This window comes from Alistipes sp. D31t1_170403_E11 (assembly GCF_015553985.1).
GTDB lineage: Bacteria > Bacteroidota > Bacteroidia > Bacteroidales > Rikenellaceae > Alistipes > Alistipes montrealensis.
Genome location: NZ_JADNHQ010000002.1, coordinates 15,277 through 28,891, shown reverse-complemented (window position 1 = coordinate 28,891; position 13,615 = coordinate 15,277). Strand labels below are relative to the sequence as shown.

Annotated in this window: 9 protein-coding genes; all 9 read left to right on the top strand. The window is 59.2% G+C overall.

Going from position 1 to position 13,615, the window contains the following annotated elements; genetic code table 11:
* Positions 1 to 110 precede the first annotated feature (110 nt).
* Genes I2E69_RS03620 through I2E69_RS03580 form a run of 9 tightly spaced genes read left to right on the top strand, consistent with a single transcriptional unit; the run spans position 111 to position 13,615 of the window.
* Positions 111 to 2,117, top strand: a complete 2,007-nt coding sequence (locus I2E69_RS03620; RefSeq protein WP_195458802.1) for a glycoside hydrolase family 97 protein — start codon at positions 111 to 113, stop codon at positions 2,115 to 2,117.
* Positions 2,118 to 2,143: 26 nt separating this feature from the next.
* Complete coding sequence (locus I2E69_RS03615) at positions 2,144 to 3,334, top strand: glycosidase (protein WP_195458801.1); 1,191 nt, start codon at positions 2,144 to 2,146, stop codon at positions 3,332 to 3,334.
* Positions 3,331 to 4,773: an MFS transporter gene (locus I2E69_RS03610; protein ID WP_195458800.1), complete on the top strand. Its 1,443-nt coding sequence runs from the start codon at positions 3,331 to 3,333 to the stop codon at positions 4,771 to 4,773. The genes I2E69_RS03615 and I2E69_RS03610 overlap by 4 nt, the downstream gene beginning before the upstream one ends.
* Before the next feature lie 5 nt (positions 4,774 to 4,778).
* Positions 4,779 to 5,984: an AGE family epimerase/isomerase gene (locus I2E69_RS03605; RefSeq protein ID WP_195460044.1), complete on the top strand. Its 1,206-nt coding sequence runs from the start codon at positions 4,779 to 4,781 to the stop codon at positions 5,982 to 5,984.
* Between the two features lie 19 nt (positions 5,985 to 6,003).
* Positions 6,004 to 6,897: an AraC family transcriptional regulator gene (locus I2E69_RS03600; RefSeq protein WP_195458799.1), complete on the top strand. Its 894-nt coding sequence runs from the start codon at positions 6,004 to 6,006 to the stop codon at positions 6,895 to 6,897.
* 26 nt (positions 6,898 to 6,923) lie between these two features.
* Positions 6,924 to 8,030: a glycoside hydrolase family 26 protein gene (locus I2E69_RS03595; RefSeq protein WP_229095372.1), complete on the top strand. Its 1,107-nt coding sequence runs from the start codon at positions 6,924 to 6,926 to the stop codon at positions 8,028 to 8,030.
* 26 nt (positions 8,031 to 8,056) lie between these two features.
* Complete coding sequence (locus tag I2E69_RS03590) at positions 8,057 to 9,178, top strand: glycoside hydrolase family 26 protein (RefSeq protein WP_195458798.1); 1,122 nt, start codon at positions 8,057 to 8,059, stop codon at positions 9,176 to 9,178.
* Positions 9,179 to 9,190: 12 nt separating this feature from the next.
* Complete coding sequence (locus tag I2E69_RS03585) at positions 9,191 to 10,531, top strand: trehalase family glycosidase (protein ID WP_229095371.1); 1,341 nt, start codon at positions 9,191 to 9,193, stop codon at positions 10,529 to 10,531.
* Positions 10,532 to 10,543: 12 nt separating this feature from the next.
* A complete protein-coding gene (locus I2E69_RS03580) occupies positions 10,544 to 13,615 on the top strand; it encodes a SusC/RagA family TonB-linked outer membrane protein (RefSeq protein WP_195458797.1) in 3,072 nt (1,023 codons plus the stop codon).

Here is a 13,615-nt window from a genome sequence, read left to right as displayed (position 1 = left end):
TTGCAGAACCCTTTCGAAACCTCTATTTTTACGCAGCATAAACGGGAAATGCCGCCTGTTTTATTGTGTGCTTCGGGATTTTCCATAAACCGGCTTATTACCTGTGAACCATGAAGAAAATAGTTGTAATCGCTTTATTTACATTGCTTGCGGGGGTTGCTGCCGCCCGCGAAAAGAGTTATACGGTCTCTTCTCCCGACGGGACGATCGGGATCACACTGTCGCTCGGGGAGCGCTTCGCTTATGAAGTCCATGTGGACGGCCGCCCGGTCGTGGCGCCTACGCCGATCGCGATGACGCTGGACGACGGGTCCGTATGGGGCGGCCCGGCGCAGCCTTCCCGGATTCGCAAAGGGACGGCCGATACCTCTTTCGCCACGCCTTTTTATATCAAGGGGCGGGTCGCGGATCGCTATAACTGGCTGCGGGCCGATTTCCGGCAGGGTTTTGCCCTCGAGTTCCGGGCCTATGACGACGGGGTCGCTTACCGTTTTGTCTCCACGACGGATAAACCGCTGGTCATCGCTTCCGAAGAGGCGGGCGCCCGTTTTCCGGGAGACTGGACGTGCTGGGTTCCCTATGTGCGGGATTGTGACGGAGCCGAGATCGTACCTTTCGGGAGCCAGTTCAAGACTTCGTTCGAGAACCTTTATACCGTAGCCCGGCTCTCGGAACTCGATCCTGCGAGGCTGGCTTTCCTGCCGCTGGTCGTGGCGGCCGATAATGGCGTGAAACTCTGCTTTACCGAGGCCGACCTGCAGGCCTATCCGGGCATGTATTTCAATTATCCGGGTCAGGGCGCTTCCTTGCGCGGTGTTTTCGCACCCTATCCGAAACGTACGCACGACGGCGGACACGATAATCTTCAGAACGTCGTGGACGAGTATGCCGATTTCATCGCCAAAGCCGCACCCCGTGCTTCGTTTCCGTGGCGGACGGTCCTCATTGCCCGTGAAGACCGGCAACTGCTCGACAACGACATGGTCATGCGCCTCGCCGAACCGTCGCGCCTGGAAGACGTGTCGTGGATACGGCCCGGACTGGCGGCTTGGGAGTGGTGGAACGACTGGGGCCTTTACGGTGTCGGTTTCGAGGCCGGGGTCAATACGCCGACCTATAAGCATTATATCGACTTCGCGGCCCGCAACGGGGTTGAATACCTGGTGATGGACGACGGTTGGTCGAAGGACAAGACCGACCTGATGTCGGGCGGCAGCGACCGCCTCGATCTGGAAGAGGTGCTGCGTTACGCGAAACAAAAAGGCGTCGGCATCATCCTCTGGGCGGGCTACCGCGCTTTCGACCGGGACATGGAGGCGGTTTGCCGCCACTACTCGGCCTTGGGTGTCAAAGGATTCAAAGTCGATTTCATGGACCGCGACGACCAACAGATCGCCGAGTTCCTCTACCGTGGAGCGGCAACCGCCGCCAAATACGGGCTGCTGCTCGATTACCACGGTATTTATAAGCCTGCCGGCCTGCAGCGAACCTATCCCAATGTCGTCAATTTCGAAGGCGTACACGGATTGGAGCAGATGAAATGGTCGGACGAGTCGGTCGACCAGGTGACCTACGATGTGACGATGCCGTTTATCCGAATGACGGCCGGTCCTGTGGACTATACCCAGGGAGCCATGCTCAATGCTGCGAAGGGCCATTTCTTTCCGCGCCGCAGTGAGCCGATGAGCCAGGGTACGCGCTGCCGCCAACTGGCCGAATACATCGTTTTCCATGCCCCGCTGTCGATGCTCTGCGACTCGCCTTCCAACTACGACCGGGAACCCGAATGCACCGCTTTCATCTGCGGTGTCCCCACGGTATGGGACCGTACCGTGGCGCTCGACGGGCGTCTGGGGGAATATGCGGCCGTCGCCCGCTGCAAGGGAGATGTCTGGTATGTCGGCGGCCTGACGGGACGCGAAGGCCGCACGGTGACGGTCGATCTCGGATTTTTGGGTGAAGGAAATTTTACGGCCGAACTCTTTTGCGACGGCGTCAATGCTGCCAAATACGGCCATGATTACCAGCGAGTAATCCGTGCGCTGGGATCGGACCGTACGCTGGAAATAACGATGGCTCCCGCCGGCGGATTCGCCCTGCGAATCACGCGGGAATAAAATAAATATTCTATTCTATTCGTTTTATGACAAATTTAGATTTCGAGAAGCGTATTTCACTTCTGCGTTCGGCTCATGAGGAGTTGATCGCCAGGAAGAACCCGGCCGCGGATTCCAACGGTGTATGGACCCGTTACACCTATCCGATCCTCACGGCCGCGCATACGCCGCTCTTCTGGCGCTACGACCTGGACCCCGCTGCTAACCCTTTTTTGCTCGAACGGTTCGGGATCAACGGGACGTTCAATGCCGGTGCTATCAAGTTTAACGGCAAATACGTGCTGGTAGTCCGGGTCGAAGGGAATGACCGCAAATCCTTTTTCGCCCTGGCCGAAAGCGATAACGGGATCGACGGATTCCGTTTCCGCGATCACCCGCTGACGATTCCACCGGCCGGTGAGAGTGAAACGAACCTCTACGACATGCGTCTTACGGCCCATGAGGACGGTTGGATTTACGGTATCTTCTGTGCCGAACGGCACGATCCGTCGGCAGCCCCGGGCGACCTCTCGTCGGCCGTCGCCACAGCCGGCGTAGCCCGGACGAAGGACCTCGTGCATTGGGAGCGTCTCCCCGACATCAAGTCGCCTACGCAGCAGCGTAATGTCGTACTTCACCCCGAGTTCGTCGGGGGAAAATACGCCCTTTACACCCGTCCGCAGGAGGGGTTCATCGCCGCCGGAGCACGCGGCAGCGGGATCGGATGGGCGCTGGTCGACGATATGACCCGTGCGGAAATCCGCGATGAGAAGATCATCGACGTGCGGTTCTACCATACGATCAAGGAGGTGAAGAACGGCGAGGGCCCCCATCCGATTCGTACGCCCCGGGGCTGGCTGCATATGGCCCACGGCGTGCGGGCCTGCGCGGCAGGGCTCCGTTACGTGCTTTATATGTACATGACGGCCCTGGACGATCCTTCGCGGCTGATCGCCGTACCGGCCGGATATACGCTGGCCCCGGAGGGCGAGGAGCGCATAGGCGACGTGTCGAATGTGCTTTTTTCGAACGGCTGGATCGCCGATGACGACGGCCGGGTACTCCTCTACTATGCGTCGAGCGATACCCGTATGCACGTGGCGACATCGACCGTCGAAAGACTCGTGGACTACTGCCTGCATACGCCGTCTGACGGCCTGACGACGGCAGCCTCCGTCGAACGGCTGAACGAACTGATCGACAGAAACCTGAATTATTACCGAAAAACAGACCGATGAAAGACAACGTCACATTCCGGGAAAAGATCGGATACGGCTTCGGGGACATGGCTTCGAGCATGTTCTGGAAGATATTCGGCATGTATCTGCTCTTTTTCTATACCAAGGTGTTCGGCATCACGCCGGCCGCTGCCGGGACCATGTTCCTGGTGACCCGCATTTGGGATTCGCTCAACGATCCCATCATGGGCCTGCTGGCGGACCGCACCCGCAGCCGTTGGGGGCGTTACCGCCCGTATCTGCTGTGGGGAGCCGTGCCGTTCGCCGTGATCGGGGTGCTGACGTTCTGGACTCCCGATTTCGGGATGACGGGGAAACTGGTGTGGGCCTACGTCACCTATACGGCCATGATGATGGTCTATACGGTGGTCAATGTCCCTTATGCTTCGCTGCTCGGGGTGATGACGCCCGATACGAAGACGCGCAATACGTTCTCTTCCTACCGGATGTTCTTCGCCTATGTCGGCAGCCTGGTGACCTTCATGCTGTTGCAGCCGCTGGTGGATTTCTTTGCCGGGTGGCTCGGCGGCGGGGATGCGGACCTGCTGAACGAAAGCGTCGCCGGAAGCGATGTAGCCATATCGGGCATGCCCGGGGCGTGGACCTGCGCCGTGGCCGTTATCGGGGTGCTCTGCGCTCTGCTTTTCTGGCTCTGCTTCCGCTGGACGCGCGAGCGGATCCGGGTCGACGACGCACAGCAGGCCGAAGGATCGGTCGGCCGCGACCTGAAAAGCCTGGCCCGCAACGCTCCGTGGTGGATACTCCTGGTGGCGGGAGTGGCGGTGCTGCTGTTCAATTCGATCCGCGACGGGGTGGCGATCTTCTATTTCACCGACTACGTCCGGAGCGCTTATAAACTGCCTCATCTGGGCTGGACGCTCGGAACGCTTTACCTGCTGCTGGGGCAGTTGGGGAATATGGCCGGCGTCGCCCTGGCCGTGCCGCTGGCGGCGCGTATCGGCAAGAAAGGCGCTTTTGCCGCGGCAATGGGTGCGGCAGGCGTGCTGAGCCTGTTTTTCTTCCGGCTGGAGCCTTTCGAACTGGGCTGGTTGTTCACCCTGCAGGCCCTTGTCAGTGTCGCGGCGGGCGTTGTGCTGCCCTTGTTGTGGAGCATGTATGCCGATATCGTCGATTACGAGGAGTATCGCAGCGGCCGGCGGCCTACGGGGCTGATCCTCTCTTCCTCGTCGATGTCCCAGAAACTCGGCTGGGCGCTGGGCGGGGCTGTGACGGGCTGGCTGCTTGCGGCGTTCGGTTACGATCAGTCGGCTGCGGTGCAGAGCGGCGAGGCGATAGCGGGCGTGCGGCTGATGATGAGCTGGCTTCCCGCTGCCGGATGCCTGCTGGCCGCCGTGGCGGTCCTTTTCTACCCGCTCGGCGAGAAACGGATGAATCGAATCACGGAGGAACTCGGCCTGCGCCGGAAAACGAACGAATGAGAACGATGGAAAAGATGCTTTTACAATGGCGGAACGAGTTGTCGGAGGAGCTGACCTGCGACATCCTGCCCTTCTGGATGGCATTTCTGGGTGACGGGGAGCATTTCGCAGGGCGTATCGACGGTTGCGGAAACGTACATCCCCAGGCCGGAAAGGGCGCTGTCCTGATCGCGCGGATGTTGTGGACCTTTTCGGCGGCTTACGGGGCGACCCGGCGCCCCGAGTACCTGGATGCGGCCGGTAAGGTCCGGAACCTGCTTGTTTCCCGGCTGATCGACCCGCTCTACGGCGGGGTCTATTGGGAGATCGCATCCGACGGCCGGCCGGTTTGCTGCAAAAAACAGAGTTACGCGATCGGATTCGCGGTTTACGGCCTGAGCGAATATGCGCGGGCAACGGGTGATCCGGCGGCGCTGGACGAAGCCGCCGCATTGTTCGCTTCGCTCGAAGAGCACGTCTGGGATGCTGCACGGGACGGATATGCCGAGGCCCTGACGCAGGATTGGCGGCCGCTGGAAGATATGCGCCTGAGCGAGAAGGATGCCAATACCTATTTTAGCATGAATACGCATCTGCACCTGCTCGAACCCTGTGCCAACCTGTTGCGGGTCTGGCAAGAGGATCGGGTTGCAAGAGCCGTCCGGCGGTTGCTCCGCATCCATACCGACCGGCTCTTCGATCCGCAGACGGGACACCTGAACCTCTTTTTCGATGCGGAGTGGCGGCCTCAGGGGCGGATCGTCTCTTTCGGGCACGATGTCGAGGCGTCGTGGCTGATCGACGAAGCCGCCGCCGTGCTCGGCGATCCGCAGGCCGCAGCCGGTGTCGGTCCCGTTGTCGAAGCATTGGCGAAGGCCGCCGGCGAAGGCGTGCAGTCCGACGGTAGCCTGATTTACGAATACGATCCGCTGACGGGACGCACCGATGCCGACCGCCATTGGTGGGTGCAGGCCGAGGCCGTCGTCGGATTCTTCAACATGTACGAGCGGACCGGGGACGAAGCCTTCCTGCGGCGCAGCCGCGATGCCTGGCAGTATATCCGGACGCATCTGCTCGACACCGAAAACGGCGAATGGTTCTGGAGTGTTCGCGCCGACGGTTCCGCCAACCGCGACGACGACAAGGCCGGATTCTGGAAATGCCCTTACCATAACGGCCGGATGTGCCTGGAACTGATGCGGCGCATCGGACGGCTGCTTGCAAAAAACTGAAACCGAAAAACTGACGGCTATGGCAAATTACAATATCCTTACGGAGGTCCCTCCCATTTCGAAACAGGACAGTTTCGTCGTGTTCGAGCGGCGGAAGAGCAATTTCAATTTCCCGATACATATCCATAGCGAATACGAGCTCAACTATATCATCGGGGCGCGCGGTGCGCGGCGTATCGTCGGCGACCATGTGGCCGATATCGGAGACCGGGAGATGGTGCTTATCACGGGCAGCAATCTGGAACATGCGTGGATGGATGGTAATCTGGCGCCCGGAGCCGAGATTTACGAGGTGACGATCCAGTTTTCGCCCGAGTTGTTCCAGGGCGGCGGACTGATCGACCGGAAACAGTTCGTGCCGATCAAGAAAATGCTGCAGGATGCCCAGCACGGGATCGCATTTTCCGAAAAAACGATCTTGCAGAGCGAGTCGGGAATCCACCAACTGATCAACAGTACGGACAATTTCAACTCGATCCTGATCTTCCTTTCACTGCTTAACCTGCTGGCCCACGACCAGGCTTACACCGTGTTGTCGCATTCGCATTTCAGCAAGCTGGAGGATACCTACGACAGCCGCCGTGTACGGACCATCATGGATTTTCTCAACAACAACTACCACCGTCCCGTGCGGCTCTCGGAAATGGCGGCGTTGGTAAATATGAGCGAACCTTCGTTCAGCCGGTTCATCAAGCGGCGTACGGGATACAATTTCGTCGACTGCCTGAACAATATCCGCATCAGTGCGGCGTCCCGGCGGCTGATCGACGAACCGGCCAATACGATCGCCGAGATCGCCTACAAGTGCGGGTTCAACAACCTCTCGAATTTCAACCGGATTTTCAAAAAGTACAAGGGGTATACGCCCCACGATTTCCGGGAATACTACGACAAAAAGAAAATCATAATCTGACAAACCGCTCTAACCTGCTTTAAACGATGAATAAACTGCTTTGTATCGTGTGTTCGGCCGTGCTTTCGGCCTCCTGCTCGGGGCCTTCGCCCGTCCCGGCGGATTCGCAGGCCACGCCTGAAACACGGGCCCTTTACCGCAATCTGTTCAAGGTTGCGGACGAAGGGGTGATGTTCGGACACCAGGACGATGCCCTGTATGGCCACGACTGGAAGTACGAGGAGGGCCGCTCCGATGTCAGGGAGTGCTGCGGCGATTACCCGGCTGTTTTCGGCTGGGAACTCGGAGGACTCGAAACCGGAGCCGACCGGAGCATCGACGATGTCCCTTTCGCCGGGATCGCACGTCTGCTGTGTGCCGCCTATGAGCGCGGAGCCGTGAATACGGTCAGTTGGCATCCGCAGAATCCGGAGTCTGGAGCCAGTGCCTGGGACTGCAAGACCACCACGGCCGTGAAGTCGATTCTCCCGGGCGGCGCCAACCATGCCCGATACCGGTTGTGGCTCGACCGTGTGGCCGGGTTCTTCTCGGGGCTGAAGGCCGCCGACGGGACGCCTGTGCCGGTGCTGTTCCGTCCGTTTCACGAACATACCGGCTCCGGATTCTGGTGGGGCGAAGCGCAGTGCACCCCCGACGAGTTCCGGGCCTTGTGGCGGTTTACCGTGGGATACCTGCGCGACGTGAAGGGCGTGCACAGCATTCTTTACGTCTACTCTCCCGATCTTTACCGCGATGCGGAGCACTATATGGAACGCTATCCGGGCGACGAGTGGGTCGATGTGCTCGGCCTGGACGCCTATCACCGCCAGCAGGACTGGGATTTTCTGTCGGGCGGCGAGCGGATGCTTTCGACCCTGCGGCAGTTGGGCCGCGAGCACGGTAAACCGACGGCTTTCACCGAAACCGGACTCGAGGGCATTCCCGATGCCGAATGGTGGACCCGATGGCTGCTGCCGGTCATTCGCGGCAAAGGACTGAGTTATGTGTTGGTGTGGCGTAATGCCCACGACCGTCCGACGCACTTTTTCGGCCCCTGGCACGGCCATGCTTCGGAGCCCGACTTTAAGAAATTCGCCGGCAACCGGGAACAGCCCGTCCTGTTCGAAAGCCGCCTGCCCGACATGTATCATTGACAATTAACCTAAAATAGCTGATAATTATGTGGAAACAAATTTTTTATCTATCGTGTCTGGTCGTGGCCGGGTGCAGTGATATTGCCGACCGCGAATATCCGGAGCCTCAGCCGGCCCCCGCTGCGATGACCGACGGACAGGCTACGGCGCAGACCCGCAACCTGCTTGCCAACCTGCGCAGCATTGCCGAGAACGGCGGTACGCTTTTCGGCCACCAGTGTTCGTCGCTCTACGGCATCGGCTGGTCGGGCGACGCCGACCGTTCCGATGTGAAGAGCATTTGCGGCGACTATCCCGCAATAATGGGCTGGGACCTGGCCCAGATCGAACTCGGGCAGGATGCCAATATCGACGGCGACAAGTTCGACGACATCCGCAGTCGTATTCTCGAGGCTTATGCCCGCGGCGGTGTGACCACCATCGGCTGGCATACGACCAACCCGGTGACGGGCGGCACGGCCTGGGACGCGACTTCGGCCGTAGGGCGGATCATTCCGGGCGGCGACCTTCACGAAAAATACTGCGGCTGGCTGGACAAGGTCGCCGATTTCATGCTTTCGCTCCGAACCGAAGCCGGGGAGTACGTCCCGGTGTTGTTCCGCCCGTTCCACGAGCATACCGGCAACGGTTTCTGGTGGGGCAAGGGCAACTGCACTGCTGAAGAGTATGTCGCCCTGTGGCGTTTTACGCTCGAATACCTGCGCGATACGAAAGGCGTGCACAACCTGTTGTATGTCTACTCGCCCGATATCGTCAGTTCGCAGGACAACTACCTCGAGTTCTGGCCGGGCGATGCCTATGTCGACGTGCTCGGCCTGGACGCCTACGACCGCAGCTCCTGGGCCATCGAGACCAACGGTCTCAGGCTGATGCGCCTGCTCAAGCATATCGCCTACCTGAAGAATAAGCCGTTCGCTTTCACGGAGACCGGGCTCGAGAACAATACTTCCCAGCCCAAATGGTGGACCGAAAAACTCTCGAAAGCCATTGACGGTGTCCCCGTAGCCTATGTGCTGGTCTGGCGGAACAAGGACACCAACCACTTCTTCGGGCCTTATCCGGGTTGTGTTTCGGAGGCGGATTTCAAAACCTTCGCTGCCGGGAAGCAGATACTCCTGGAGGGGGATATAGCCGGTATTTACGAATAATCCCCGCCTGAGATGAACAAGATCAGAACTTTTTTAGGGTGTATCGCCGCATCGGCCGCCGTTTCCTGCGGAGGGAATCAGCCGGTTTCACACGGGGAGGTCGCCCGGGTGCGCGATTTTATCCGCACGTCGTGGGATGCGTCGGTGCAGTATAATCCGGTCGATTCGCAGACGCTGATCGGGCTGCCCCGTCCTTACACGGTTCCCAGTGTCAGCCAGACCTTTCAGGAGCTCTATTATTGGGATACCTATTTCACCAACGAAGGACTCGTGCGTGACGGACGCCTCGACCTGGCGAAAAACAATACCGAGGACATGCTTTATCTGGTGGACCGTTTCGGCTACATGCCCAACGGCAGCCGGACATGGTATCTCAACCGTTCGCAACCCCCTTTCCTGTGCATGATGGTTGACCGGGTCTTCGAACAGACCGGGGACAAGGAGTGGCTGGCCGGGGCTTTTGCTACCTTGCAGAAAGAGTATGATTTCTGGATGACCCGGCGCATTACGCCCGTCGGGCTCAACCGCTACTCCTCGTCTGCGGGCGACCAGCTCAAGCAGGAGTTCGTTACTACCGGGGGCCAGCGGCTCAATACCGACTTCCGCAGCCGGGGGCTTTCCGAAGCGGAGATCCTGCGACTGGGGGCGCATTTTGCCGCCGAGGCCGAGTCGGGCTGGGATTTCAATCCCCGTTTTGACCGTCGCTGCGAGGATTTCTGTCCGGTGGACCTCAATGCCAACCTCTATTTCTACGAGACGCTCTTTGCGCATTACGCCCTCCTGCTGGGCGATCCTGCGGCTGCGGAGGCGTGGAAAACGCGGGCTGAAAAGCGCCGTGAACTGATAAACCGCTACTGCCTCGGGGAGGACGGAGTCTATTACGACTATGATTTTGTCAACGGCCGCCGTTCGACAGTGGTTTCGGGCGCGGTGTTCAGCCTGCTCTATGCCGGTGTCCCGGATGCCGGGCAGGCCCGGACCCTCGTGGAAAAGGCGCTCGAACGGTTGGAGTTTGAATACGGAATCGCCGTTTGCGAGGACAAACCCTACGACTACGATTACCAGTGGTCCTATCCCAACACTTGGCCTCCGGTCGTCTACCTGGCCATCCGGGGGCTCGACGCCTATGGTTACAAACAGGATGCGCGGCGCATTGCGGGGAAATATGCCGCGATGGTCGTGAAGACTTTCGGCCAGACCCGTAACCTGTGGGAAAAGTACAATGTCCGGGAGGGCAACATCAACGTCAGCAACGAATACGACATGCCCACGATGCTGGGATGGAGCGCCGGGACGTTCATCTACGCCAGCGACTATCTCGACGGTAAAATTGACAATCAAGCGAAACACTAAAACTCAGACACCATGAATACAATAAATCGATGCCGGCGGGGCAGGTGGCTCCTGGCGCTTTTTGCCACCCTGTTCCTTGCAGTCGGCGCATCTGCCCAGAATGAGGTCCGGGGCCGGGTGACGGCCGACGGACAACCGCTCGTCGGAGCCAGCGTCATCGTCAAGGGAACGACGACCGGAACCAGTACCGATACCTCGGGTAATTTCACGCTTCGCGCCAAGAACGGCGCCGTGCTTTCCGTGGGATTCGTCGGTTACAAGACCCGCGAGGTCGCCGTTACGGCCGGGACGACTTTCCTCGACATCGCGCTCGAGGCCGAAGAGGCCCTGATCGACGACGTGGTCGTTATCGGCTACGGCAGCATGAAGAAGAGCGACCTGACCGGATCGGTCGTTTCCGTGAAGATGGACGCCATCAAGGATATTTCGGCTCCGTCGGTGGAGGGATTGCTGCAGGGCCGCGCTGCGGGACTGCAGATCATGAACACGTCGCAGGACCCCGGTGCGGGAGCCGTCGTGCGCATCCGCGGTAACAGCTCGCTCAACGGTTCGAACACTCCGCTGATCGTGGTCGACGGATTCCCCATCGGCGATGCCGGCAACCTGTCGCAGATCAACCCGTCGGACATCGAGTCGATCGAGGTGCTGAAAGACGCCTCCTCTTCGGCCATCTACGGTTCCCGCGGCGCCAACGGCGTGATCCTGATCCAGACCCGCACCGCCAAGGGCGGGCAGACCCATGTCTCGGTGAATCACCGGACCACGATCGGGCAGTTCACCGACAAACTCAACGTCTGGCGCAATCCGTTGCAGATGGCGCAGATCGCCAACGAGGAGCTGACCAACGCCGGACTGCCGGCCCTCTATACGGGCCAGTACAACAACGGAACCTACTATCCGTCGCTCATCGAAATCCAGCAGGGCAAATGGTCGAATACCGATTGGGCCGACCTCTGCATGCGCACGGCCGTGGTCAACAACACGACGGCCACGCTGTCGCATTCCACCGACAAGGCGGCGATCAACCTGAGCCTGAATTATTACGATGACGAAGGCGTCTACAAAAAGGACAACTTCCGCAAAGGCAACGTCACGCTCAACGGTTCGTACAAACTGGCCAAAAACTTTACGCTCCAGACTTCGAACATCTTTTCGATCCACAAGCGGCATGTGAACAACACGCTCGAATACGGCCGTAATCCGCTGTGGCCCGTCTACGACGAGGAAGGCAATTACTTCGTCGCTTCGGAGACCGACTTCGGCCATCCGCTCATCATCTCCGACAACGTCAAGAACGAGACGCAGGGCCGCGACCTCATTTCGTCGCTGGCCGCCGAGTGGGAGATCGTCGAAGGGCTGAAAATCCGCACGCAGCTCAATTACAGCTATTCGACCACCGTGCAGGATGTTTACAACGCTTCGAACACCTCGCAGGAGGCGCATGACATGAACGGTATCGCGCAGATGAACAACTCCCTGTCGCAGGATGTGCTGAGCGAGACCTACATCACTTTCCAGCGGATCTTCGCCGACCGGCACAACCTGTCGGTCATGGCGGGCCATTCGTACGACTACAACATGGGGCGCACGCTCAGTACCACGGCCTACGATTTTGTGAACGACGCCCTCGGCAACGAGAATATGGGTGCGGGCAATCCCCAGAAGAACGTGATCAACAACACCTATCAAAACAGCAAGCTGCTCTCGTTCTACGGCCGTCTGAACTACGTGCTCGACGACAAGTACCTCTTTACGTTCACCATGCGCGCCGACGGATCGTCGAAATTCGGCAAGAACAGCAAGTGGGGTTATTTCCCTTCGGGCGCCGTGAGCTGGAAACTCCACAACGAGTCGTGGATGCAGAAACTCAATGCTTTCGACGAGTTCAAGATCCGTGCGAGCTGGGGCCTCTCGGGCAACCAGGGCATTTCGCCTTATCAGACGCTCAACCGTTACGGGACCGAGAAATACTGGTTCGCGGACAAGTGGCAGACGGCTATCGGTCCGGGTTATGAGGCCGGCCGCGAAGGAGCCAACGACCGCTATATCCTCTGGGGAGGTATCTCCAATCCCGATCTGAGGTGGGAATCGACCCGTCAGTGGAACCTTGGCGTCGACCTGGCCTTCTTCAAGCGCCGCCTGCGCCTGACGATGGATTACTACGACAAGTACACCACCGACCTGCTGCGTGAAAAGTACCTGCCGCTGTCGAGCGGTTATGACAAGATGTGGGTCAACGACGGCAATATCCGCAACCGCGGATTCGAGCTCACGCTCGACGGCGACATCGTCAGCCGGAAGAACACCTCTTTCTCCGCGACGTTCATTTTCTCGCGCAACCGCAACAAGGTGACCGACCTGGGCAATGCCGTTTCGAGCGGTCTGAGCACCGATTACCTCACGGGTATGCAGTACGAGGTCTGCGGCCAGTCGCTGTCGATGTTCAACGGCAATCCGAGCGTCTACGCCATCGGCTATCCGATGTACGTCTTCTACGGCTACCGGGTCGACGGCATCATCCAGCAGGGCGAGGACCCCGGTTTTATGAGTTCCGACGGCAAGGACCTGCCCGGTGAACTCAAATACGTGGACCTGAACGGCGATTACGCCATCGACGACCGGGACCGCTGCATCATCGGCGACCCGAATCCCGATTTTACGGCCAGTCTCAACCTGGCGTTCCGCTACAAGAATCTCGATGTGTCGGTATTCTTCAACGGCGTCTTCGGCAACGATGTCATCTATAACGGCTATACCTACGATCCGCGCGTGAAGATCAAGCGCTGGACGCCCGACAACCCGACGAATAAATACCCGCGTCTGAATTCGACGCGAAGCTACCTGTTCTCGGATTACTTCGTCCACGACGGTTCGTTCGTCCGCCTGCAAAATATCAACATCGGCTATACGATCCCCGTGCGCAAGGCCTTTATCCGCAGCGTGCGCGTGTTCGCCAACATCGACAATGCCTACACTTTCACCAAGTTCGACGGTTACGATCCCGAGGTGGGTGTCGACGGCATCTACTGGGGCGGTTATCCCCGTCTGCGGAAATATACTATCGGTCTGGACCTGAAATTCTAA

Coding starts and splice junctions, on each gene's coding strand:
- I2E69_RS03585 (WP_229095371.1), top strand. CDS start 9,191: ATGAACAAGATCAGAACTTTTTTAGGGTGTATCGCCGCATCGGCCGCC.
- I2E69_RS03610 (WP_195458800.1), top strand. CDS start 3,331: ATGAAAGACAACGTCACATTCCGGGAAAAGATCGGATACGGCTTCGGG.
- I2E69_RS03615 (WP_195458801.1), top strand. CDS start 2,144: ATGACAAATTTAGATTTCGAGAAGCGTATTTCACTTCTGCGTTCGGCT.
- I2E69_RS03595 (WP_229095372.1), top strand. CDS start 6,924: ATGAATAAACTGCTTTGTATCGTGTGTTCGGCCGTGCTTTCGGCCTCC.
- I2E69_RS03620 (WP_195458802.1), top strand. CDS start 111: ATGAAGAAAATAGTTGTAATCGCTTTATTTACATTGCTTGCGGGGGTT.
- I2E69_RS03605 (WP_195460044.1), top strand. CDS start 4,779: ATGGAAAAGATGCTTTTACAATGGCGGAACGAGTTGTCGGAGGAGCTG.
- I2E69_RS03590 (WP_195458798.1), top strand. CDS start 8,057: ATGTGGAAACAAATTTTTTATCTATCGTGTCTGGTCGTGGCCGGGTGC.
- I2E69_RS03600 (WP_195458799.1), top strand. CDS start 6,004: ATGGCAAATTACAATATCCTTACGGAGGTCCCTCCCATTTCGAAACAG.
- I2E69_RS03580 (WP_195458797.1), top strand. CDS start 10,544: ATGAATACAATAAATCGATGCCGGCGGGGCAGGTGGCTCCTGGCGCTT.